General features: G+C 63.6%; 19 protein-coding genes. 15 read left to right on the top strand and 4 right to left on the bottom strand.

Going from position 1 to position 22,607, the window contains the following annotated elements; translation table 11 throughout:
- Nucleotides 1–79 precede the first annotated feature (79 nt).
- Genes MKZ91_RS13490 through MKZ91_RS13470 form a run of 5 tightly spaced genes read left to right on the top strand, consistent with a single transcriptional unit; the run spans nucleotide 80 to nucleotide 6,022 of the window.
- Entirely contained in the window at nucleotides 80–1,120 is a 1,041-nt protein-coding gene (locus tag MKZ91_RS13490) for a LacI family DNA-binding transcriptional regulator (RefSeq protein WP_336171367.1), read from the top strand.
- Nucleotides 1,117–2,118, top strand: a complete 1,002-nt coding sequence (locus tag MKZ91_RS13485) for a Gfo/Idh/MocA family protein (protein WP_336171366.1) — start codon at nucleotides 1,117–1,119, stop codon at nucleotides 2,116–2,118. The genes MKZ91_RS13490 and MKZ91_RS13485 overlap by 4 nt, the downstream gene beginning before the upstream one ends.
- A gap of 4 nt (nucleotides 2,119–2,122) precedes the next feature.
- A complete protein-coding gene (locus MKZ91_RS13480; RefSeq protein WP_442892275.1) occupies nucleotides 2,123–3,742 on the top strand; it encodes an acyl CoA:acetate/3-ketoacid CoA transferase in 1,620 nt (539 codons plus the stop codon).
- A complete protein-coding gene (locus MKZ91_RS13475; RefSeq protein ID WP_336171365.1) occupies nucleotides 3,735–4,514 on the top strand; it encodes an enoyl-CoA hydratase/isomerase family protein in 780 nt (259 codons plus the stop codon). Before MKZ91_RS13480 ends, MKZ91_RS13475 begins: the two co-directional genes overlap by 8 nt.
- The gene (locus MKZ91_RS13470) at nucleotides 4,514–6,022 is read left to right on the top strand and encodes an aldehyde dehydrogenase family protein (RefSeq protein ID WP_336171364.1); all 1,509 of its coding nucleotides are present in this window, start codon (nucleotides 4,514–4,516) and stop codon (nucleotides 6,020–6,022) included. The genes MKZ91_RS13475 and MKZ91_RS13470 overlap by 1 nt, the downstream gene beginning before the upstream one ends.
- Nucleotides 6,023–6,119: 97 nt before the next feature.
- On the opposite strand, the gene MKZ91_RS13465 is transcribed toward MKZ91_RS13470, so the two are convergent.
- On the bottom strand, nucleotides 6,120–7,184 hold the full coding sequence (locus MKZ91_RS13465; RefSeq protein ID WP_336171363.1) for a LacI family transcriptional regulator: 1,065 nt from the start codon (nucleotides 7,182–7,184) through the stop codon (nucleotides 6,120–6,122).
- A 315-nt stretch (nucleotides 7,185–7,499) separates the two neighbouring features.
- On the opposite strand from MKZ91_RS13465, the gene MKZ91_RS13460 reads away from it, so the two are divergent.
- The 9 genes from MKZ91_RS13460 to MKZ91_RS13420 all read left to right on the top strand — a co-directional run bounded on the left by MKZ91_RS13460 (nucleotide 7,500) and on the right by MKZ91_RS13420 (nucleotide 17,427).
- Nucleotides 7,500–8,732, top strand: a complete 1,233-nt coding sequence (locus tag MKZ91_RS13460; protein ID WP_442892278.1) for an ABC transporter substrate-binding protein — start codon at nucleotides 7,500–7,502, stop codon at nucleotides 8,730–8,732.
- 175 nt (nucleotides 8,733–8,907) lie between these two features.
- Complete coding sequence (locus MKZ91_RS13455; protein WP_336171361.1) at nucleotides 8,908–9,786, top strand: carbohydrate ABC transporter permease; 879 nt, start codon at nucleotides 8,908–8,910, stop codon at nucleotides 9,784–9,786.
- The gene (locus MKZ91_RS13450; protein WP_336171360.1) at nucleotides 9,786–10,667 is read left to right on the top strand and encodes a carbohydrate ABC transporter permease; all 882 of its coding nucleotides are present in this window, start codon (nucleotides 9,786–9,788) and stop codon (nucleotides 10,665–10,667) included. The genes MKZ91_RS13455 and MKZ91_RS13450 overlap by 1 nt, the downstream gene beginning before the upstream one ends.
- Before the next feature lie 4 nt (nucleotides 10,668–10,671).
- On the top strand, nucleotides 10,672–11,787 hold the full coding sequence (locus tag MKZ91_RS13445; RefSeq protein WP_336171359.1) for an ABC transporter ATP-binding protein: 1,116 nt from the start codon (nucleotides 10,672–10,674) through the stop codon (nucleotides 11,785–11,787).
- A 6-nt stretch (nucleotides 11,788–11,793) separates the two neighbouring features.
- Complete coding sequence (locus MKZ91_RS13440; RefSeq protein ID WP_336171358.1) at nucleotides 11,794–13,293, top strand: GMC family oxidoreductase; 1,500 nt, start codon at nucleotides 11,794–11,796, stop codon at nucleotides 13,291–13,293.
- Nucleotides 13,290–14,069, top strand: coding sequence for a 3-ketoacyl-ACP reductase (locus tag MKZ91_RS13435; protein WP_336171357.1), 780 nt, complete (start codon nucleotides 13,290–13,292; stop codon nucleotides 14,067–14,069). The genes MKZ91_RS13440 and MKZ91_RS13435 overlap by 4 nt, the downstream gene beginning before the upstream one ends.
- A 102-nt stretch (nucleotides 14,070–14,171) precedes the next feature.
- Nucleotides 14,172–15,827 carry a GMC family oxidoreductase gene (locus tag MKZ91_RS13430; RefSeq protein ID WP_336171356.1) on the top strand — a complete coding sequence of 552 codons (1,656 nt, stop codon included), beginning with the start codon at nucleotides 14,172–14,174 and terminating at the stop codon, nucleotides 15,825–15,827.
- Between the two features lie 7 nt (nucleotides 15,828–15,834).
- Nucleotides 15,835–16,152, top strand: coding sequence for a Dabb family protein (locus MKZ91_RS13425; RefSeq protein ID WP_336171355.1), 318 nt, complete (start codon nucleotides 15,835–15,837; stop codon nucleotides 16,150–16,152).
- A 9-nt stretch (nucleotides 16,153–16,161) separates the two neighbouring features.
- Nucleotides 16,162–17,427 (top strand): glycerate kinase type-2 family protein, encoded by a 1,266-nt coding sequence (locus MKZ91_RS13420; RefSeq protein ID WP_336171354.1) that lies wholly within the window; start codon nucleotides 16,162–16,164, stop codon nucleotides 17,425–17,427.
- 110 nt (nucleotides 17,428–17,537) lie between these two features.
- Here the strand turns inward: MKZ91_RS13420 and MKZ91_RS13415 are convergent, their stop codons facing one another.
- Nucleotides 17,538–18,875 carry an aspartate aminotransferase family protein gene (locus tag MKZ91_RS13415; protein ID WP_336171353.1) on the bottom strand — a complete coding sequence of 446 codons (1,338 nt, stop codon included), beginning with the start codon at nucleotides 18,873–18,875 and terminating at the stop codon, nucleotides 17,538–17,540.
- Nucleotides 18,876–19,021: 146 nt separating this feature from the next.
- Here MKZ91_RS13415 and MKZ91_RS13410 point away from each other — a divergent pair, with 146 nt between their 5' ends.
- Entirely contained in the window at nucleotides 19,022–19,570 is a 549-nt protein-coding gene (locus MKZ91_RS13410; protein WP_065374039.1) for a cupin domain-containing protein, read from the top strand.
- 223 nt (nucleotides 19,571–19,793) lie between these two features.
- On the opposite strand, the gene MKZ91_RS13405 is transcribed toward MKZ91_RS13410, so the two are convergent.
- Entirely contained in the window at nucleotides 19,794–21,026 is a 1,233-nt protein-coding gene (locus MKZ91_RS13405; RefSeq protein ID WP_336171352.1) for a pyridoxal phosphate-dependent aminotransferase, read from the bottom strand.
- 26 nt (nucleotides 21,027–21,052) lie between these two features.
- Nucleotides 21,053–22,585, bottom strand: coding sequence for an L-piperidine-6-carboxylate dehydrogenase (gene amaB / locus MKZ91_RS13400; RefSeq protein WP_275021913.1), 1,533 nt, complete (start codon nucleotides 22,583–22,585; stop codon nucleotides 21,053–21,055).
- Nucleotides 22,586–22,607 lie beyond the last annotated feature (22 nt).

The following is a 22,607-nucleotide window of genomic DNA, read 5'->3' as shown; positions in this document are numbered from 1 at the left end:
TGACCGGCAAAGACTTGACGGAATTGGAACGTTCCAATTATGAAGGGGAAAAGCAGGCACGAGAATTCGGGAGGATGCTGTGGTCAAGGAAAGGGTAACGGTCATCGATATTGCGCGCGCCGCCGGCGTGTCGAAGTCGACCGTTTCGCTCGTCCTTCAGGGCAGCTCGCTCGTCAACGAGGCGACGCGCGCCAAGGTCAATGCCGCCATCCGCGATCTCGGCTATGTCTATAATCGCAGTGCCGCCAACCTTCGCCAGGCGAAGTCCAAGATCATCGGCATCGTCGTCAACGATCTTACCAACAGCTTCTTTGCGGAACTGGCCGTCGGTGTGGACGCGGTCGTGCAGTCGGCGGGTTTTGTGCAGTTCCTTGCCAATACCGGCGAAAAGATCGAACGCCAGCGGGAGGTCGTCGCATCGATGCGCGAGCACGGCGTCTCCGGCCTGATCGTCTCGCCGGCGCGCGGTACGGATGCGGCCGATCTCGCGCCTCTGGTCGAGAGCGGCATTCCCGTGGTGCTTGTCGTTCGCGATATCGCCGGAGCCGAGGTTTCGTCGTTGATCTCCGACAATCACTCCGGTGCCATGGCTGCGGTGCGTCACCTGATCGAACGTGGTCACCAGCGCATCGCCTTCCTCGGAGGCTTCCCCGATACCGCCGTTTTCGAGGCGCGCATGCGCGGCTACCGCGATGCACTCATCGAAGCGGGCATTCCGGTTTCCGACGCGCTGGTTATCGGTTCGGCGCCGTCGCGTGCCGGCGGGGTAACGGCTGTGGAGCAGGCGATGATGCTCGCTGACCGGCCAACGGCTGCACTTTGTTTCAACGATGCGGTTGCCTTCGGCGTCTGCGACGGCTTGAGGGCGCGGCGGCTGGAGCCGGGCGCCGATTTCGCCGTCATCGGCTTCGACGATGTGATCGAGGCAAAGACGGCCGTGCCCGCGCTGACGACGGTATCCGTCGACCCGCAGGGCATGGGCCAGCGGGCTGCCGAACTGCTGTTGAAGCAGATCAAGGCTGGAAAGGCGGAGCCGGAGGCGATCGTCGGTTCGGTCCGTCTCGTCGTTCGTCAGAGCTGCGGCGCTCAGGTGGAGAGGAAAAGGGAGGCACTGGCATGACAAGATGGGGTCTGATCGGCGCAAGCACGATTGCGCGCGAATGGGTGATCGGCGCGATCCGCGCCGCCGGTGGCGAGGTCGTCTCGGTCATGAGCACGAATGCCGAGCGCGGTGTGGCTTACGCCGCGGAGAACGGCATTTCGAAGTCGGTGACATCGGTTGCCGATCTGGTCGGCGACCCCGACGTCGATGCGGTCTACGTGTCGACCACCAACGAATTGCATCGTGAGCAGACGCTCGCAGCCATTGCGGCCGGCAAGCACGTGCTGTGCGAAAAGCCGCTGGCGATGACGCTCGCGGACGCGCGCGAAATGGTGCTTGCGGCGCGCGAAGCGGGCGTCGTGCTTGCCACCAACCACCACCTGCGCAATGCCGCCAGCCACCGCGCCATGCGTGAGGCGATCGCCGAGGGAAAGATCGGCCGGCCGATTGCGGCGCGCGTCTTCCACGCCGTCTACCTGCCGCCACACCTTCAAGGCTGGCGTCTTGAGCGGCCGGACGCCGGCGGCGGCGTTATCCTCGACATCACCGTGCACGATGCCGATACGCTGCGCTTCGTTCTGAATGACGACCCGATCGAAGCGGTCGCCATCAGCCATAGCGCCGGCATGGGCAAGGAAGGGCTGGAGGACGGTGTGATGGGCGTTCTGCACTTCCGCTCCGGCGTCATCGCCCAGTTCCATGATGCCTTTACCATCAGGTTTGCCGATACCGGGCTTGAGGTGCATGGCACGGACGGCTCGCTGATCGGCCGCAACGTCATGACCCAAAAGCCGGTTGGCAAGGTCATACTGCGCAATGCCGATGGCGAAACCGAGCTCCCGCTCGATCACGCCAATCTCTACGAAACCTCACTTTCTGCCTTCCATGCCGCCGTCAGAGGCGAAGGCCGTCCGTCGGCGACGGGAGAAGATGGCGTCTGGTCGCTGGCAACGGGTCTTGCCGTCGTCAAGGCGGCTGCGACCGGCCAGGCCGTGGCGATCGAAACGGGACTTTGAACTGATGTCGACGAACAAGCATATCTCGCCGGCCGAAGCGGCTGCCCTGATCCCGGATGGCGCGGTGGTTTCCGTCTCCTCGTCCAGTGGCCTCGGCTGCCCCGACCTGATGCTGAAGGCGATCGGCGAACGCTTCGAGGCGACCGGCCACCCGCGCAACCTCACCACGCTGCACCCGATCGCCGCCGGCGACATGAGCGGCATCAAGGGGGTCGACTATATCGCCAAGAAGGGTCTTCTGAGGAAGATTATCGGCGGCTCCTACCCGTCCGGGCCCTCGAGCGCGGAACCACCGTTGATCTGGCAGATGATCGGCGCTGATGAAGTGGCCGCCTACAACGTGCCCTCGGGTATCCTCTTCGATATGCATCGCGAGGCGGCGGCCAAGCGGCCGGGAGTGATGACCAAGGTCGGGCTCGACACCTTCGTCGATCCGTCGCGGGAAGGCTGCGCCATGAATGCTTCGGCTGCAGCCGAACCGGTCGTGAAGAAGGTCTCCTTCGAGGGCGAGGACTGGCTCTATTTCAAGGCGATCGCGCCGCAGGTGGCGATCATTCGCGCGACGACGGCCGACGAGCGCGGTAACCTCACCTACGAGCACGAAGGCGCGTATCTCGGCGGTCTCGACCAGGCGCTCGCTGCCCGCAACAATGGCGGCATCGTCATTGCCCAGGTCAAGCGCATCACCAAGGAAGGATCGTTGAAGCCCCATGATGTGCGGGTGCCGGGCGTGCTCGTCGACTATGTGATCATCGATCCTGACCAGAAACAGACGACTCAGACGCTTTACGATCCGGCGATCTCGGGCGAAATCTTCCGGCCGCTCGACAGCTTCCGCGTACCGGAATTCAACATCCAGAAGGTGATTGCCCGTCGCGTGGCGCAGGAACTGCAAGCCGGCAGCGCCGTCAATCTCGGCTTCGGCATCTCGGCCAACGTGCCGCGCATCCTGCTCGAAGAGGGTCTGCATGGCGCCGTCACCTGGGTGATCGAACAGGGCGCCGTCGGCGGTGTGCCGCTCTTGGACTTTGCCTTTGGCTGTGCGTCGAACGCCGATGCTTTCATGCCCTCGCCCTACCAGTTCACTTATTTTCAAGGCGCCGGCTTCGATGCCTCGCTGCTCTCGTTCCTCGAGATCGACCGCCATGGCTCGGTCAATGTGTCAAAACTCTCCTTCCGTCCGCATGTGACGGCGGGTGCCGGCGGCTTCGTCGACATTACCGCGCGGGCGAAGAAGATCGTCTTTTCCGGCATGTTCAATGCCGGCGCCAAGCTTGCGATCGAGGGTGGCCAGCTGGTGATCGAGAAGGAAGGCAAGCTCAAGAAGCTGGTCAACGAGGTCGAACACGTCACCTTCTCCGGCCGCCGCGGCATCGAGCAGGGCCAGGACATCACCTATGTGACCGAGCGCTGCGTGATGAAGCTGACGCCTGCTGGTGTCACGCTGACCGAGATCGCTCCGGGCGTTGATTTGCAGGCCCATATCCTCGACCAGTCCGAGTTCCCGCTGATCGTTTCGGACAAGCTTAAGACGATGGACGCTGCGCTGTTCCAGGACGCTCTGCTCGGCCTTGAGCTGCCGAACAAGCCGGCGCGTAAAATCTTGGGAGGTGATCGTGGCTGAGGGGCGCATCCGCATTGAAGTGGAGGGGGCGATCGCGACCATGACGGTCGCCCGTCCGGAAAAGCTCAACGCCTTCGACATCGACATGCTGAAGGCGCTGGCATCCGCCTGCGATACAGTGGAAGCCGACCGCAACATCCGCGTCGTGATTCTGACCGGTGAAGGCAAGGCCTTTTCCGCCGGCGGCGACATCAAGGCCTGGGGCGGCATGGATGCCCCCGAGTTTGGTCATGACTGGGTGCGTTTCGGCCACCGTGTCTTCGAGAGACTGGCGACCTTGCGCATGCCTGTGGTCGCCGCGCTCAACGGCCACGCGCTCGGCGGCGGGCTGGAACTTGCCGCGGCAGCCGACATTCGCCTTGCCGAAGCGCAGATCAAGATAGGCCTTCCGGAAACGAGTCTTGGCATGGTGCCGGGCTGGTCGGGCACGCAACGTCTGGTTTCCCGCTTTGGCGCGCAGATCGTCCGGCGCATGGTGCTCGGCGGCGAGATGTTTACGGCCGATGCCGCCCTCCAGGAAGGTCTGATCGATGCTGTCGTCGAGACCGGAACGGTGCTTTCAGCTGCTCGCGACTATGCAGCGCGTGTGGCCAAGCGCGGCCCTGCGGCGCTCGAAATTTCGAAACTGATGATCGCGTCGGCGAATGGCGAGGACAACGGTTCTGCGGTCGAGGCCCTCGGCTCGATCCTTGTCGCCAAGACCGGCGACCTCAAGGAAGGCGTCGCCGCGTTCTCGCAGAAGCGTGAAGCCCAATTCAAGGGAGAATGGTAATGACCGTGCTCGTGAAACCCAAGCCGATCGAGGGCCACAAGGTCCGCGCCTTCCAGATGCTGATCGACGGCAATTGGGTGGACAGCGCCGAAGGCCGCACGATCGAGCGCGTGGCGCCGGGCCATGGCGTCGTGGTCAGCCGTTACCAGGCGGGCACCAAGGCTGACGCCGAAAAGGCGATCGCCGCCGCCCGTCGCGCCTTTGACGACGGCGCCTGGCCGCGCATGACGGCCTCGCAGCGTTCGCTGGTGCTGCTTCGTGCCGCCGACATCATCGCCGGGCGGGCCGACGAGCTTGCCTATCTCGACGCGATCGAGTCCGGCAAGCCGATCAGCCAGGCCAAGGGCGAGCTTGGCGGTGCCGCCGATATCTGGCGCTATGCCGCGGCCCTCGCCCGCGATCTGCATGGCGAAAGCTACAACACGCTTGGCGATGGCACGCTCGGCGTCGTGCTGCGCGAGGCGATCGGCGTCGTCTCGATCATCACGCCCTGGAACTTCCCGTTCCTGATCGTCAGCCAGAAGCTGCCCTTTGCGCTCGCCGCTGGTTGCACCACGGTCGTGAAACCGTCGGAGCTGACATCTGCTTCGACGCTGCTGCTCGGCGAAATCTTGGAAGCCGCCGGCGTTCCGGCCGGCGTTGTCAACATCATCACAGGCACTGGACCAGAAGTCGGTGCGCCGATGACGACGCATCCGGATGTTGACATGGTGTCCTTCACCGGCTCGACCGGCGTCGGTCGCCTGACCATGGCCAATGCGGCGCAGACATTGAAGAAAGTTTCGCTCGAACTCGGCGGCAAGAACCCGCAGATCGTGTTTCCGGACGCCAATCTCGACGAGTTCATCGATGCCGCCGTCTTCGGCGCCTATTTCAACGCCGGCGAATGCTGCAATGCCGGCTCGCGGCTGATCCTGCACCGCGATATCGCTGACGAGGTGACACGCCGCATTGCCGAGCTTTCGGCCAAGGTGAAGGTCGGTGATCCGCTCGACCCACAAACCCAGGTCGGCGCGATCATCACGCCGCAGCACCTGGAAAAGATTGCCGGCTATGTTTCGGCTGCGTCGAAGGACGGAGCGGCGGTTGCCCATGGCGGCACGGCGCTCGACCTCGGCATGGGCCAGTTCATGGCGCCGACGATCCTGTCGGCCGTGCGTCCCGACATGGCGGTGGCGCGCGAAGAGGTGTTCGGACCGGTTCTGTCGGTGCTGACCTTCGAGACGACGGAAGAGGCGATCCGCATTGCCAATGCGATCGATTATGGCCTGTCGGCCGGGGTCTGGAGCCGCGATTTCGACACCTGCCTGACGATCGGCCGCCGGGTGCGCGCCGGAACCATCTGGATGAACACCTTCATGGATGGTGCGTCGGAACTTCCCTTCGGCGGCTATCGCCAGTCCGGCCTTGGCCGCGAGCTCGGCCGGCATGCGGTCGAGGACTACACCGAGACCAAGACGCTCAACATGCATATGGGCGCGCGCACCGGCTGGTGGATGCCGCGTTAAGTCTCGGGCGAGGGAGGAAACCATGCGCATCAGGAGCGGAGATCAGAGACGGGGGGCAGCGCCGCACGGCGCCGTCCTTTGCGCTCGCTCCGCCCGCCTAGCCGGCTGCGTCGAAGCTCGAGGGGATCTGCGGACAGAGCAGCAGTTGCAGCCTGCTGACGTCGCTCTCGCCGCCGATACGCTGCAGAAGCACCCGGCCCATGTCCTCGCCGGTTGCCGTCAGGTCTTCGTAGATCGTCTCGACCTGCGGCTGAATGGCGCTCAGCAGATGCGAGGTCTGCTTGGCGACGATGTCGTATTCGCGGCCGAGCGTCAGTCCGCAATCGCTCATGCCGGTGATGGTCGCGAGCGCGCAGACCTCGCCACCGCACATGAAACTGTCCGGCGGGTCGGGTTCGGCGTAGCGCTGGCGGACGCGATCACGGATCGCGCCGGCGGGGCTGTCGAGATCGATGCCCGAGAGGATTTCGTAGGCGCAGCCGGCCTCGCGCACGGCGGTCATGAAGCCGTGTTGCAGATGGCCGGCGAAGGTGAAGCCGGCGGGTCCGCTGATCAGCGCCGGCTTGCGCCTGCCCTTGGCGATCAGTCGCTTCGTTGCCTGGTAGGAAAAGGTGAAGTTGTCGTAGTCGACATAGGGGTGTGGGGTCGAAAGCTCGGTGCGCCCGTGTGTGACGAAGGGAAAGCCGAGATCGGAGAGCAGTCGGACACGCGGATCGAGCGGTTCCGTGCGCGAGAAGATCAGGCCGTCGGCCATGGCGTTGCGGGTAATGTAGTTGACCGCTTCGACATTGGTCGAGTTCAGGAAGTTCGGCATGACGATCAGGTGGTAGGCGGTGCCCTGCAGTGCCTTGGCGATGCCGCTCATGATCGAGGTGCCGTAGCCGAGGATTTCCTCATGCGGGTCGAGCAGCACGCCGATGACATTGGTGCGGCCGGTCTTCAGGCGCTGGGCGGCGCGATCGGGCGAGTAACCAATCTCGTCGGCCACTTCGCGCACCCGCTTGCGGGTATCAAGCGAGATCTGCGGCGCATCGGAGAGCGCGCGGGACACGGTGGTGACCGCAAGGCCGGTGATTTCCGCGATCGTGCGAAGGGTCGGCTTGCCGCGTTTGGCGGCGGAACCACTGTCTTCGGCGTGGGCGGGCTTGGAGGGATCGGCCAATGCTAGTCATCCTGAAAGCGGGCGAGAGCGGATTTTGTAACGTGGCACGAACGCTTAGGCAATCGAATCATGCAAACGTTTTAAATCTCGCAACGCGAGATGAAATGCTGCGTCGCACAAGCCAAAGTGTGCTATATAATTCAGTAATTTCAAAAGGTTCTGAAGGCGCTAAAATACAAAATCGCGGAATGCTTGACTTGCTGAATTTATAACGTTTTAAATGGCCAGCCGCTGGCTCAAGCGGCGCGAATTCCGGGGTGGAAGGAGGTTCCACTTCGAAAACTTGCAAACGGGAGGATAACGATGCGCAAGTTGATGACGACGACGGCCGTTGTGGCGCTGATGATGGCGGCCACCGCCGCGCGCGCAGCCGAGAATGTGGAAGTGCTGCACTGGTGGACTTCCGGTGGCGAAGCCGCCGCACTCGACGTTCTGAAGAAGGATCTGGAAAGCAAGGGTATTTCCTGGACCGACATGCCGGTTGCCGGTGGTGGCGGTACGGAAGCCATGACCGTTCTGCGCGCTCGCGTCACCGCGGGCAATGCCCCGACCGCCGTTCAGATGCTCGGCTTCGACATTCTCGACTGGGCCAAGGAAGGCGCACTCGGCAACCTCGACGAAACGGCTGCCAAGGAAGGCTGGGACAAGGTTGTCCCGACGGCCCTGCAGCAGTTCTCGAAGTATGACGGCCACTGGATCGCAGCTCCGGTCAACGTTCACTCGACCAACTGGGTCTGGATCAACAAGGCGGCACTCGACAAGGCTGGCGGCAAGGAGCCGGCCAACTGGGATGAGCTGATCGCGCTTCTCGACAACTTCAAGGCTCAAGGCATCACCCCGATCGCCCATGGCGGCCAGCCCTGGCAGGACGCGACGATCTTCGACGCCGTCGTACTTTCGCTCGGCACGGACTTCTACAAGCAGGCCTTCATCGATCTCGACCCGGCAGCGCTCGGCGGCGACAAGATGAAGGAAGCCTTCGATCGCATGACGAAGCTGCGCTCCTATGTCGACGACAACTTCTCCGGCCGTGACTGGAACCTCGCTTCGGCCATGGTCATCGAGAACAAGGCCGGCCTGCAGTTCATGGGCGACTGGGCAAAGGGTGAGTTCCTGAAGGCCAAGAAGGTGCCGGGCACCGACTTCGTCTGCATGCGCTTCCCGGGCACGCAGGGCTCTGTTACCTTCAACTCCGACCAGTTCGCGATGTTCAAGGTTGCCGACGACAAGGTGCCGGCACAGCTCGCCATGGCTTCGGCCATCGAAAGCCCGACCTTCCAGTCGGCCTTCAACGTGGTCAAGGGCTCGGTCCCGGCCCGCACCGACGTTCCGGACACGGACTTCGACGCCTGCGGCAAGAAGGGCATCAAGGACCTCGCCGAAGCCAATGCCAGCGGCAAGCTCTTCGGTTCCATGGCGCACGGCCATGCCAACCCGGCTGCCGTCAAGAACGCGATCTACGACGTCGTGACGCGTGAGTTCAACGGCGAACTGACGTCCGACGAGGCCGTCAAGGAACTCGTCTCGGCGGTCGAAGCCGCGAAGTAACGGGCTCGTTCCGGGGCGCTGCAAGCGCGCCCCGGACACCCATTCCGACATGCAGGCGCCGTCGAACCGCCGTGGCCAATGGGACGCGCGGAAAGGCGCTTTGATACCCAGAACCTCGCGCGGATGCCGATATCAGGGTTGTTCCCGACGGCCGCGCCAGAAGTGGTGAACGTTCATGGATAGCCGCAGTCGACTGCAGGACCTGATACCGAAGCTGGTCCTTGCCCCGAGCTTCCTCATCGTCCTGATCTTTGTCTATGGTTTCATTGCCTATACCGGCTTCCTGTCGATGACCGACAGCAAGATGCTGCCGTCCTACAATTTCGTGGGCTTGAGCAACTATGGCAAGCTGTGGGCCCTGCCGCACTGGTGGCGGGCGGTGAGCAACCTGGCGATCTTCGCAGCACTCTATATCGCCATCTGCTCCGTGCTCGGCCTTGGACTGGCGATCCTGCTCGACCAGAAGATCCGCGCCGAAGGTTTCCTGCGGCCAATCTATCTCTATCCGATGGCGCTTTCCTTCATCGTCACGGGAACGGCCTGGAAGTGGTTCCTCGACCCGGGCATCGGGCTTGAAAACACCATGCATCTGTGGGGCTGGGAGAGCTTCTCCTTCAACTGGATCAAGGATCGCAACTACGCGATCTACTGTGTGGTGATCGCCGCCGTCTGGCAGTCGACCGGCTTCATCATGGCAATGTTCCTGGCGGGCCTTCGCGGCGTCGACAACGAGATCATCAAGGCAGCCCAGATCGACGGCGCCAAGACCTCGACGATCTATCGCCGGATCATCATTCCGCTGATGCGGCCGGTGTTCCTCTCGGCCTTCGTGGTGCTCGCGCATCTGGCGATCAAGGCCTACGACCTGATCATCGCCTTGACCGGCGGTGGCCCGGGCCAGGCGACCGAGCTGCCGGCGACCTTCATGTATTCCTACACCTTCACCCGCAACCAGATGGGCATCGGCGCGTCCTCGGCGATCATCATGCTGGTGATGATCTTCTCGATCATCGTTCCCTATCTCTATTCCGAAATCCGCGGAGCAAAACGCTGATGAGCACTCCGAGCCCAGACAACATCATCTCGCACAACCGCCTCACCCGGGCGTTGATCTACACCGCACTGATCCTCTTTGCGCTCTATTCGCTGCTGCCGCTCTACGTGATGCTGGTGAACTCGGTGAAGCCGCTCGACGAGATCCGCCAGGGGGGCATGCTCAACCTGCCGCAGACCTTCACGGTCGAGCCCTGGCTTCAGGCCTGGTCGACGGCGCAGATCGGCGTGCAGCCGACCGGCCTGAAACCCTTCTTCATCAACTCGATCCTGATGGTGGTGCCGGCCGTGGCGATCTCGACGATCGTCGGGGCGCTGAACGGCTACGTGCTGACGAAGTGGCGCTTTCCCGGTGCCAACATCTTCTTTGGCATGCTGCTCTTGTCCTGCTTCATCCCGTTCCAGATCGTGCTGATCCCGATGGCGCGCATCCTTGGCATCCTCGGGCTTGCCGGTTCGATCTGGGGCCTGATCATGGTGCACGTGATCTACGGCATCGGCTTCACGACGCTCTATTTCCGCAACTACTATGAGGCCTTCCCGACGGAGCTGGTGCGCGCAGCGCAGATCGACGGCGCCAGCTTCTTCCAGATCTTCTGGCGCATCCTGTTGCCGTCCTCCGGCCCGATCATCGTCGTCTCGGTCATCTGGCAGTTCACCAACATCTGGAACGACTTCCTGTTCGGCGCGTCCTTTTCCGGACCCTATTCGACGCCGATGACGGTCGCGCTCAACAACCTCGTTGCATCCTCGACAGGCGTCAAGGAATACAACGTCCACTTCGCGGGCGCGATCCTTGCCGCCCTGCCAACGCTCATCGTCTACATCGTGTCCGGCCGCTACTTTGTTCGCGGGCTGATGTCGGGCGCCGTGAAAGGATAAGCTCATGTCTTTCTTGAAAATCAGCAACCTGCGCAAATCCTATGGCTCGCTCGAGATCCTGAAGGACATCAACCTGGAGATCGAGGAAGGCGGCTTTCTGGTGCTCGTCGGCCCGTCCGGCTGTGGCAAGTCCACGCTGCTCAACACCATTGCCGGGCTGGAGCCGATCACCTCGGGCGACATCGCCATCAAGGGTCGCTCGGTCTCGGATCTGCATCCGTCGAAGCGCGACATCGCCATGGTGTTCCAGTCCTACGCGCTCTATCCGAACATGACGGTCGCCGGGAACATCGCCTTCGGCATGGAAATCCGCGGCGTGCCGAAGGAAGAACGCGAGAAGGCGATCCGCCAAGTCGCCGACATGCTGCAGATCGGCCATCTCCTCGATCGCAAGCCGAGCCAGCTTTCCGGCGGCCAGCGCCAACGCGTCGCCATGGGCCGTGCACTTGTGCGCAACCCGCAGGTCTTCCTGTTCGACGAGCCGCTTTCCAACCTTGACGCCAAGCTGCGCGTCGACATGCGCACGGAAATCAAGCGGCTGCACAACCGCATGAAGACGACGATCGTCTACGTCACCCACGACCAGATCGAGGCGATGACGCTGGCGACCAAGATCGCGGTCCTGAAGGACGGCGTGCTGCAGCAGTTCGGAACGCCGGCCGAGATCTATAACAACCCGGCCAACATGTTCGTCGCCGACTTCATGGGTTCGCCGGCAATGAACCTTCTGACCGCACGGATCGAAAAGAGCGGCTCCGATGTTGCCGTGACACTGGCGCGGCCGAATGCCGAACCGCTGAAGCTCGCGATGCCACATGCCAACGGCGCGCTTTCGGCCTATGCCGGCAAGGACGTGGTCTTCGGCATCCGCCCGGAAGCGCTGACCGATCCTGACGGTGCCGACCGCAATGCCAAGGTCGTCGCCGAAGGCGATTGCCTGATCGAGGTGGTCGAGCCTGCCGGTTCCGACACCTTCGCGGTCACCCGTCTTGGTGGCAAGGAAATCGTTGCCCGGCTCAGAGCCGATGCCCGTATCGCGGCCGGCCAGACGTCGCGGCTTGCCTTCAACCTCGACAAGGCGGTGTTCTTCGATCCGCAGAGCCAGCAGCGGATCGCGTAACCGATCATGCAGGAGCAGCCGGACATCGTCATCATCGGGTCGGGGATCGGCGGCTCCACGCTTGCGGCGGGGCTTGCTGGCTCCGGTGCCCGCATCGCCATCCTCGAGCGCGGCGAGCGGCTGCCCGATACGCCGGAGGCGCGCAACTACAGTTCGATCTTCGTCAAGGGTCACTTCCGGCCGAGGGAGATGTGGCGCGAGCCTGACGGGACTGAGTTCAATCCGGGAAACTTCTATTTCGTCGGCGGCAACTCCAAGCTCTTCGGCGCGGTGCTCCTGCGCTACCGCGCCGAGGACTTCACCGAGATGCAACATCTCGGCGGCATTTCGCCGGCCTGGCCCTTCCCCTACGAGGAGCTGGAACCGTGGTACGGCAAGGCCGAGCGATTGTTCGAGGTGCGTGGTGAACTGGGCGACGACCCGACGGAGCCGTTCCATAGCTCGCCCTATAGCTTTGGTCCGGTACCGGACGAGCCGGCCATCGCCCGTGCCCGCACTGAGCTGAAGGCGCAGGGGCTGCATCCGGCGACGCTGCCGCTCGGCGTCGATATCGACACGTGGCTTGCCGGCGGGCGCACGCCCTGGGACGGGTTTCCGAACACCGGAAAGGGCAAGAAGGACGCCGAGACCGCGCCGCTCGCTGCCGCGCTGAACGATCCGAACATCGAGCTGATCACCTCGGCGCATGTCGATACGCTGGAGGCCGGTCCGGGGGGCCGGATCGGGGCGATCCATTACACCCATCGAGGCGAGAAGAAGAAGCTGTCGCCAAAGCTGGTGATCCTGTCGGCGGGCGCGATCAATTCGGCCGCCATTCTGTTGCGCTCCGGCGACGGCAAGGGGCTGGCGAACGCCTCCGACCAGGTCGGTCGCAACTTCATGAACCACAATTGCAGCGCCATGCTGGCGATCAGCCCGTTCAAGCGCAATGACAGCGTCTACCAGAAGACGCTGATGCTCAACGACTATTACCTGACCGGCGGCAGGAACGATCTTCCGCTCGGCAATGTGCAACTGCTCGGCAAGATCAACGCCGACATCCTCAAGGCCAATGCACCGGTCTGGGGTCCACGCTTCGCCTTCGACCTGATGGCCGGTCATGCGGTCGACTGGTACATGATGACGGAGGACCTGCCGAACCCGGAAAGCCGCATCATGGTCGACGGCAAGGGCATCATCATGCAGTGGCGGCGCTCCAACATGGAAGCGCTCTCCAGCCTCGAGGCAAAGATGCGGGAGCATTTCAAGGCGGCCGGTTATCCGATCGTTCTGTCCCAGCCGTTTGATAAGCGCACGCCGTCGCACCAGTGCGGCACGGTTCGGATGGGCAAGGACCCGAAGGACGCGCCGCTCGATACCTACTGCCGCGCCTTTGATCATCCCAATCTCTTCGTCGTCGATGCCGGCTGCCTGCCGACGTCCGCCGCCGTCAACCCCGCGCTGACAATTGCCGCCCAGGCGCTGAGGGTCGCCGACCATATCCTTGCGAAGGAGATCCGATCATGACGTCATCGACGCGTCCCGTCGCCATCGTCACCGGCGGTCGCCGCGGCATCGGTCTCGGCGTTGCCCGTGCGCTTGCCCGTGAAGGATTCGATATCGCGATTACCGGGCTTGGTGCCGCAGATGCCACGACCGCGCAGACGCTGTCCGAACTTGCGGGCGATAGCGGCCGGGCCATCTACATCGAGGCGAATCTTGCCGATGTCGGCGGTCATGCGGCGACCGTCGAGCGCATTCGCGCCGAGCTCGGCCCTATCCGCTGCCTCGTCAACAATGCCGGCATCGCCTCGGTGGTCCGCGGCGATTTCCTCGACCTTCTGCCGGAGAATTTCGACACGATCGTCGCCACGAACTTGCGCGGCACGGTGTTTTTCACCCAGGCCGTTCTGCTCTCGATGCTGACCGATCCGGGCGGTCCGACACCACGCTCGATCATCAACATCACCTCGGTTTCGGCAACGATGACCTCGCCGGAGAGGCTCGACTATTGCATGACCAAGGCCGGTCTTGCCGCTTTCAGCCAGGGGCTGGCGCTCCGGCTTGCCAACACCGGCATCTCCGTTTTCGAGGTCCGGCCGGGCATTATTCGCTCCGACATGACCGCCGGCGTCTCGGCAAAATACGACGCCCTCATCGACGGCGGGCTGGTGCCGATGCGCCGCTGGGGCGAACCCGACGATATCGGCAACATCGCTGCCTCGCTTGCCGGCGGCAAATTCGGCTTTGCGACGGGCTCGGTCATCCAGGCGGATGGCGGGCTTTCGATCGGCCGACTCTAGGAATAGCGCAGGAAATATGGGCTCGTCAGTACGGGCGGAACTGAGTTGAACACGCCGAAAATTTGGAACGTTCCAAATGGCGGCGGTGGAGGAAAACAGGGAATGAGCTACGACTACATCATCACCGGTGCCGGCCCGGCCGGCTGCGTTCTTGCCAATCGGCTGTCCGAGGATCCGTCGGTGCGTGTCCTGTTGCTGGAAGCCGGCGGCGGCGACTGGAACCCGCTGTTCCACATGCCGGCGGGCTTTGCCAAGATGACCAAAGGGGTCGCCAGTTGGGGCTGGGAAACGGTGCCGCAGAAGCACATGAAGGGCAGGGTACTGCGCTACACCCAGGCCAAGGTCATCGGCGGCGGCTCGTCGATCAACGCCCAGCTCTACACCCGCGGCAATGCCGCCGACTACGACCTTTGGGCCTCCGAGGACGGCTGCACCGGCTGGGACTATCGCAGCGTGCTTCCCTATTTCAAGCGCTCGGAAGACAACCAGCGCTTTGCCGACGACTATCATGCCTATGGCGGGCCGCTCGGCGTCTCGATGCCGGTTTCGGCGCTACCGATCTGCGACGCCTATATCCGTGCCGGCCAGGAGCTCGGCATTCCCTACAACCATGATTTCAACGGCCGCCAGCAGGCGGGCGTCGGTTTCTACCAGCTCACCCAGCGCAACCGCCGTCGCTCGAGTGCGTCGCTTGCTTACCTTTCGCCGATCAAGGACCGGCGCAACCTGACGGTTCGCACCGGCGCGCGCGTGGCGCGGATCGTGCTTGAAGGCACACGCGCCGTCGGCGTCGAGGTTGTCACGGCCAAGGGCAGCGAGATCGTCCGGGCGGAGCGGGAGGTGCTTGTTTCCTCCGGCGCCATCGGATCGCCGAAGCTACTGCTGCAATCCGGCATTGGTCCGGCCGATCACCTGAAGTCAGCAGGCGTTTCGGTGAAACATGACCTGCCGGGCGTCGGCGGCAACCTGCAGGATCACCTCGATCTCTTCGTGATTTCCGAATGCACCGGCGACCACACCTATGACGGCGTGGCGAAACTCCATCGTACGCTATGGGCTGGGCTGCAATATGTGCTCTTCCGCTCCGGGCCGGTCGCGTCCTCGCTGTTTGAAACCGGCGGCTTCTGGTACGCCGATCCGAACGCCCGTTCGCCCGATATCCAGTTCCACTTGGGTCTCGGTTCCGGCATCGAGGCCGGCGTCGAGAAGCTGAAGAATGCGGGCGTGACGCTGAATTCGGCCTATCTGCATCCGCGCTCGCGCGGGACCGTGCGGCTCAAATCCTCCGATCCGGCCGCAGCGCCGCTGATCGATCCCAACTACTGGGAAGACCCGCACGACCGCAAGATGTCGATCGAGGGCCTGAAGATCGCTCGCGAAATCATGCAGCAGGCAGCCCTCAAGCCCTTCGTGCTGGCGGAGCGTCTTCCGGGCAATTCGGTCGTCAGCGATGAGCAGTTCTTCGACTATGGTTGCGCCAACGCCAAGACCGACCACCACCCCGTCGGCACCTGCAAGATGGGTACGGATGCGACGGCCGTCGTCGGTCTCGACCTGAAGGTGCGCGGGCTCGAAGGCCTGCGCGTCTGCGACAGCTCGGTGATGCCGCGCGTTCCCTCTTGCAACACCAACGGGCCGACGATCATGATGGGCGAGAAGGGCGCAGACATCATCCGTGAACATCAACCCCTGCCGCCGGCGATCTTCGCCCACGAACGAAACGACAGCCGCCCGCGCGCCCGCGCCGATATCCGTTGAGGTCCCCATGATCCGCCACTGTGTCTTCATCCGTTTCCGCCCCGAAATTTCCAGCGAGGAGAAAGCGGCCATCTTTGCGGAGATCGCCGCGCTGAAGGCGCGTTTGCGCGGCTTTCTCGCCGCCCATATCGGCGCGAATGTCAGCCCGGAGGAAGGCATGGACAAAGGCTTTGGCGAAGGCTTCATCGTCGACTTTACCGATGCGGCCGCACGCGACGCCTATCTGGAGGACGAGGAGCATCGCAAGACCGGCGCCAAGATCGTGGCAGCGGCCGAAGGCGGCATTGCCGGCATCTTCGTCTACGACCTCGAAATAGCCGACTGAGCGAAAGCCATGATTGAAGCGCGCCCCTTCCTGACCCGGTTGTTCGAGGAAGCCGTTCGAGCCGCCGACCCCTACGAGGCGATCCAGGCGCATCTGCCCGACCTGCCGAAGGGGCGGACGGTGGTCGTTGGCGCCGGCAAGGCGGCGAGCCAGATGGCGGCCGCCTTCGAGAAGCTTTGGCAGCACCCCTTTAGTGGCACGGTGGTGGCGCGCCACGGTCCGGTGGAGCATTGCGAGTCGATCACCGTGCTGCAGTCGGCCCATCCGGTGCCGGATGAAGCTGGGCTTGCCGCATCGAATGCGTTGCTCAAGGCCGTTGCTGGACTGACCTCGGACGACCTCGTCATCGCGCTGATCTCCGGCGGCGGTTCGGCGTTGCTGCCGGCACCACCCGCGGGTCTGACCCTTGCCGATGAGATTGCCGTCAACAAGGCGCTGCTTGCCTCAGGGGCGCCGATCTCGGCGATGAACGTCGTGCGCAAGCACGTGTCACGGATCAAGGGCGGACGGCTCGCCGCGGCGGCATTTCCGGCGCGTGTCGTCAGCCTCGTCGTCTCTGACGTGCCGGGCGACAACCCGGCCTTCGTTGCTTCGGGCCCGACCGTGCCGGATCGCAGCACGGCGGCGGAGGCGCTCGAGATCGTTGCTCGCTACCGGATGGAACTTCCCGACGGTGTGATGATGCATCTGCGTTCGGAGGCGGCTGGAGCACCCGACCCCGACGATCCGCGGTTTTCCCGGCATGAATGCCATGTGATTGCTTCGGCGAGCGTTTCGCTCGAGGCGGCCGCCACCAAGGCACGCGAACTCGGCATCGAGACGCGCATCCTTTCCGATGCGATCGAAGGCGAGGCGCGCGACATCGGCCGCATGCATGCGGCCCTTGCCCGCGAGGTGGCGCTGAGAAACCGTCCCTTCGACAAGCCGGTGGTGCTTTTGTCCGGCGGCGAGACGACGGTGACAATTTCCGGCAAGGATTACGGCAAGGGCGGGCGCAACAGCGAGTTTCTGCTGTCGCTGGCACTCGATATCGATGGCGTGTCGGGGATCGATGCGCTCGCGGCTGATACGGACGGCATCGATGGCTCGGAAGACAATGCCGGGGCCTTTGCTGATGGCGAGAGCATCGCCCGCATGCGGGCAGCGGGCATCGATCCGCGGCTCAGTCTCGCCTGCCACGATGCCTGGACGGCCTTTTCGGCGAGCGGCGATCTCTTCGTGCCGGGACCGACCGGCACCAACGTCAACGATTTCCGGGCGCTGCTGATCCGTTAGGGCGCGGTTCTTTCGCGAAAGATTAGCCGGATTCGGCCTGCCGTTCGAAAAGCAAACGCCGCCGCCGAAGTCTTCGGCGGCGACGTTGTTTTGACTTGTTTCGGTTAGACTTACTTGGCGCGCTTCAGCGCATCGCCGAGGATCGAAACGATCTCGCCGAAATGCTTTTCTTCGGCGATCAGCGGCGGCGAGAAGGCGATGATGTCGCCGGTGACGCGGATCAGCAGGCCCTTTTCGAAGCAATCGACGAAGACGTCATAGGCGCGGGCGCCGATCGCACCGTCGCGCGATTGCAGCTCGATGCCGGCAATGAGCCCGATCGTGCGGATGTCGATGACATTGGGCAGACCTTTGAGCGAATGCATGGCGTCGTGCCAAGCGTCCTGCAGCTCGACGGCGCGGGTCATCAGGTCCTCGTCGCGGTAGATGTCGAGCGTGGCAATACCGGCGGCGCAGGCGGCCGGGTGGCCGGAATAGGTGTAGCCGTGGAAGAGTTCGATCGCGTTTTCCGGGCCATGCATCAGCGCGTCGTGCACCTTGCGGCTGGCAAAGACTGCGCCCATCGGGATGGCGCCGTTGGTGAGACCCTTGGCCGCCGTCACCATATCAGGGGTGACGCCGAAGTAGTCGGTGGCGAAGGCGGCGCCGAGGCGGCCAAAGCCGGTGATGACTTCGTCGAAGATCAGGAGGATGCCGTGCTTGTCGCAGATGGCGCGCAGGCGCTCGAGATAGCCCTTCGGCGGGATCAGCACGCCGGTGGAGCCGGCGACCGGTTCGACGATGCAGGCGGCGATGGTCTCGGCGCCATGCAGCGCCACCAGACGCTCAAGATCGTCGGCAAGCTCGGCGCCGTGTTCCGGCTGACCCTTGACGAAGGCGTTCTTGGCGGGGTCATGCGTATGGCGCAGATGGTCCGAACCCGGCAGCTGTGGGAAGACGCGGCGGTTGTTGAGGATGCCGCCGACCGAGATGCCGCCGAAACCGACGCCGTGATAGCCGCGCTCGCGGCCGATCAAGCGCGTGCGGGTGCCCTGGCCGATCGCGCGCTGGTAGGCGATCGCGATCTTCAACGCCGTGTCGACCGATTCCGAGCCGGATCCGGTGAAGAACACGCGGTCGAGCTTCTGGCCTTCAGGGCCGGGCGCGATCTCGGCGAGGCGCTCGGCGAAATCGAAGGCGATCGGATGGCCCATCTGGAAGGAGGGGGCAAAATCCATGGTCGAAAGCTGGCGCTCGACGGCGGCCGCGATCTGGCGGCGGCCGTGGCCGGCGTTGACGCACCAGAGCCCGGCGGTGCCGTCGAGGATCGTGCGGCCATCAGTGCTGGTGTAGTGCATGCCTTCGGCCGAGGCGAGCAGGCGCGGCGCCTGCTTGAACTGCCGGTTGGCGGTAAACGGCATCCAATAGCTGTCGAGAACGGGGGCGTTGGGTTTGGTGTGCTGGTTCATGGCATCCTCCTGAAGTCGGCGATTGACGCCATGATTTGATTTGCCAAACAAGTCCTTTTCTGCTGTCAGTTAAAGCATTGATTTTAAATGCTATGGTATGGCGTATTTGCGCTATTCCGAACAACCTGAACAGGGAAACGTGCACCGTGAGCGTCGACATCGGAAACCGGCTTCGCCATCTGAGGCTGATGCACAATCTGTCGCAGCGTGAACTCGCCAAGCGGGCGGGCGTCACCAACTCGACGATCTCGCTGATCGAATCGAACGCCTCCAACCCGTCCGTCGGCGCGCTCAAGCGCATTCTCGACGGCATCCCGATCGGGCTTGCGGAGTTCTTTTCCTTCGAGCCGGAGAAGCCGCGCAAGGCGTTTTATGCGGCGGAAGAACTGGTGGAGATCGGCAAGGGACCGATCTCCTATCGCCAGATCGGCGAAAACCTCTTCGGCCGCAGCCTGCAGATCCTCAAAGAGGTCTATCAGCCGGGCGCCGACACCGGGAAGGTGCCGCTGGTGCATGACGGCGAGGAGGGGGGCATCGTGCTTTCGGGCCGCATCGAGGTCACGGTCGACGACGAGCGGCGCATTCTTGGGCCGGGGGATGCCTACTACTTCGAAAGCCGGCGACCGCATCGGTTTCGCTGCGTCGGGCCTGTGCCCTGCGAAGTGATCAGCGCCTGTACGCCGCCAACGTTTTGACGGGGAGGAGTTCGGGACTGCCCCTCATCCCGCTGCCGCATATCCCTCTCAATACCTGGGGGCACGCCAAGCAGCTGCGCTCCGTGCGGAGCGAAGGCAGAAGATTCGTCGTGTGGAAAAGGGGTTGGTGCAGCGATCTCGACGCTGTCCCCTCTCCCCGCAAGCGGGGAGAGGGCTAGGGTGAGGGGCGTTTCCGAGTTCAGAGCGCCCGCTTATGACCCGACTAAGAAAGCCGCGCGCAGGCGTCGGCGATGCGCGTCAGCGCTCCCTTCAGCTCCGCTTCCGAGGTCGCATAGGAGATGCGGAAGAACGGCGAGAGACCGAAGGCCGAGCCCGGAACGACGGCGACATGGGCGTCGTCGAGCAGGTAGGCGCAGAAGTCCGTATCCGTCTCGATCCTCTTGCCCGAGGGCGTGACCTTGCCGAGCATGCCGGCGCAGCCGGAGAAGGTGTAGAACGCACCTTCCGGAACGCGGCAGTCGAGACCGGCTATGGCGTTGAGGCCATTGACGACCAGATCGCGACGGTGCTGGAAGCTCGCGGTGCGCTCATGCAGGAACTCCTGCGGACCGGTGAGCGCTGCCACCGAAGCGGCCTGGCTGACCGAGGAGGGGCAGGAGGTCGCCTGGCTCTGAACCACGGCCATCGCCTTGATCAGATCCCGCGGGCCACCGGCATAGCCGATACGCCAGCCGGTCATGGCATAGGCCTTGGAAACGCCGTTGACCGTGAGCGTGCGGTCCTTGAGCCTGGGCTCGAGCTGGGCCGGCGTGACGAAGCGGAAGCCGTCATAGACGATGTGCTCGTACATGTCGTCGACCAGCAGCCACACGTGCGGGTGCTTCAGGAGAACATCGAGCAGCGGCCGGTAGTCGGCAGCGCTGTAGGCGGCACCCGACGGGTTCGACGGCGAGTTGAGCAGCACCCAACGCGTTTTCGGCGTGATTGCCGCTTCGAGCTTGTCGGCCGTCAGCCGGAAGCCGGAGGAGGCATTGCAGGGGATCAGGACCGGCTTGCCTTCGCAGATCTGGACGATATCCGAATAGGAGGTCCAGTAGGGCGTCGGGATGACCACTTCGTCGCCGGGATTGATCGACGCCATCATGGCGTTGAACAGGATCTGCTTGGCGCCCGTTGCCACCGTGATCTCGTCCTGCTCGTAGGCAAGGCCGTTTTCACGCTGGAATTTTTCGCGGATCGCCTTCTTCAGCTCCGGCGTGCCGTCGAGTGCGGTGTATTTGGTGTCGCCGCGCTTGATCGCCTCGCAGGCGGCATCCTTGACATAATCCGGCGTGTCGAAGTCCGGCTCGCCGGCGCCCAGAATGATCACCGGCTGACCTTCGCGCTTCATCGCCTGCGCGCGGGCGCCGATCTTGAGGATTTCGGACACTCCGATCGAGGAGATCCGCGAGGCGGGCTGAAAGCCCGCCTCCTTGACCGTTTGGTTGATGGTCATGGTCGTTGCCTACCTGGGTGCGCCGGTTATTCGATGTCGAACGACACGCCCTGCGCCAGCGGCAGAGCCTTCGAATAGTTCACCGTGTTGGTGGCGCGGCGCATGTAGGCCTTCCACGAGTCCGAGCCGGATTCGCGACCGCCGCCGGTTTCCTTTTCGCCACCGAAGGCGCCGCCGATTTCAGCGCCCGAGGTGCCGATGTTGACGTTGGCGATGCCGCAATCCGAGCCGTCGACGGCGAGGAAGCGTTCCGATTCCTGCATGTCGCGGGTGAAGATCGAGGACGACAGGCCGGCTGCGACCGCATTGTGGTCGTCAAGAACGGCGTCGAAGTCGCTGTACTTCATGACGTAGAGGATCGGCGCGAAGGTTTCTTCAAAGACCGGGCCGGCCTGGACAGGCATTTCGACGAGAGCCGGCTTGGCGTAGTAGCCGTTGTCATAGCCGAGCTCGACGCGTTCGCCGCCGGTGACGCTGCCACCGTGCGACTTGGCTTCAGCGATTGCCTTCTGCATGCCGTCAAAGGCAGCCTTGTCGACCAGCGGGCCGACGAGGGCGGTCGATTCCAGCGGGTTGCCGACCGAAACCGAACCATAGGCCTTCTTCAGGCGCGGAACGAGCTGGTCGTAGACGCTTTCGTGTACGAAGAGGCGGCGCATGGTGGTGCAACGCTGACCGGCGGTGCCCATGGCGCCGAAGGCGATGGCGCGCAGCGCCATGTCGAGATCGGCCGAGGGGCAAACGATGCCGGCATTGTTGCCACCGAGTTCGAGGATGGCGCGGGCGAAGCGCTTGGCAAGGCGCGGACCGACGTCGCGGCCCATGCGGGTGGATCCGGTGGCCGATACGAGCGGAACCTTCGGGTTGTCGACGAGGACTTCACCGATGGCGCGATCGCCGATCAGCACCTGTGACAGGCCTTCCGGGGCATCACCGAAGCGGGCGACGGCGCGCTCGAAGATCGCCTGCGAGGCAAGGGCCGTCAGCGGGGTCTTTTCCGACGGCTTCCAGACGACGGAGTTGCCGCAGACGAGGGCCAGCGCCGTGTTCCACGACCAGACGGCGACCGGGAAGTTGAAGGCCGAGATCACGCCGACGACGCCGAGCGGATGCCAGGTTTCCATCATGCGGTGGCCGGGACGCTCGGTGGCGATCGTCAGGCCGTAGAGCTGGCGCGAAAGACCGACGGCGAAATCGCAGATGTCGATCATTTCCTGGACTTCGCCGAGGCCTTCCGACGTGATCTTGCCGGCTTCGATCGAAACCAGGCGGCCGAGGTCGGCCTTAAACGCGCGCAGTTCTTCGCCGAGCAGGCGGATCAGCTCGCCGCGCTTCGGCGCCGGAACGAGGCGCCAGGCCTTGAAGGCCTCATGGGCCTTTTCGATCTTGGCGGCGGCTTCGGCGGCCGAAACCGTCTTGAGATTGCCGATCTTTTCGCCGGTGACGGGGCTGTAGGACGGCATGTCGCCGCCGGTGTAGAGTTCCTTGGCGACGCCCATCTTTTCGAGAAGCGCTGCAGCTTCCTTGGTCACGTCGACTTTCTTGGTTGCGATGTTCATGGTCTGACTCCCGTTTTATTGG

This window comes from Ensifer sp. MJa1 (assembly GCF_037026475.1).
In the GTDB taxonomy this organism is placed as follows: domain Bacteria; phylum Pseudomonadota; class Alphaproteobacteria; order Rhizobiales; family Rhizobiaceae; genus Ensifer.
Note: the sequence above shows the minus strand (reverse complement) of the source record. Positions and strands in the feature narration are given on the sequence as shown.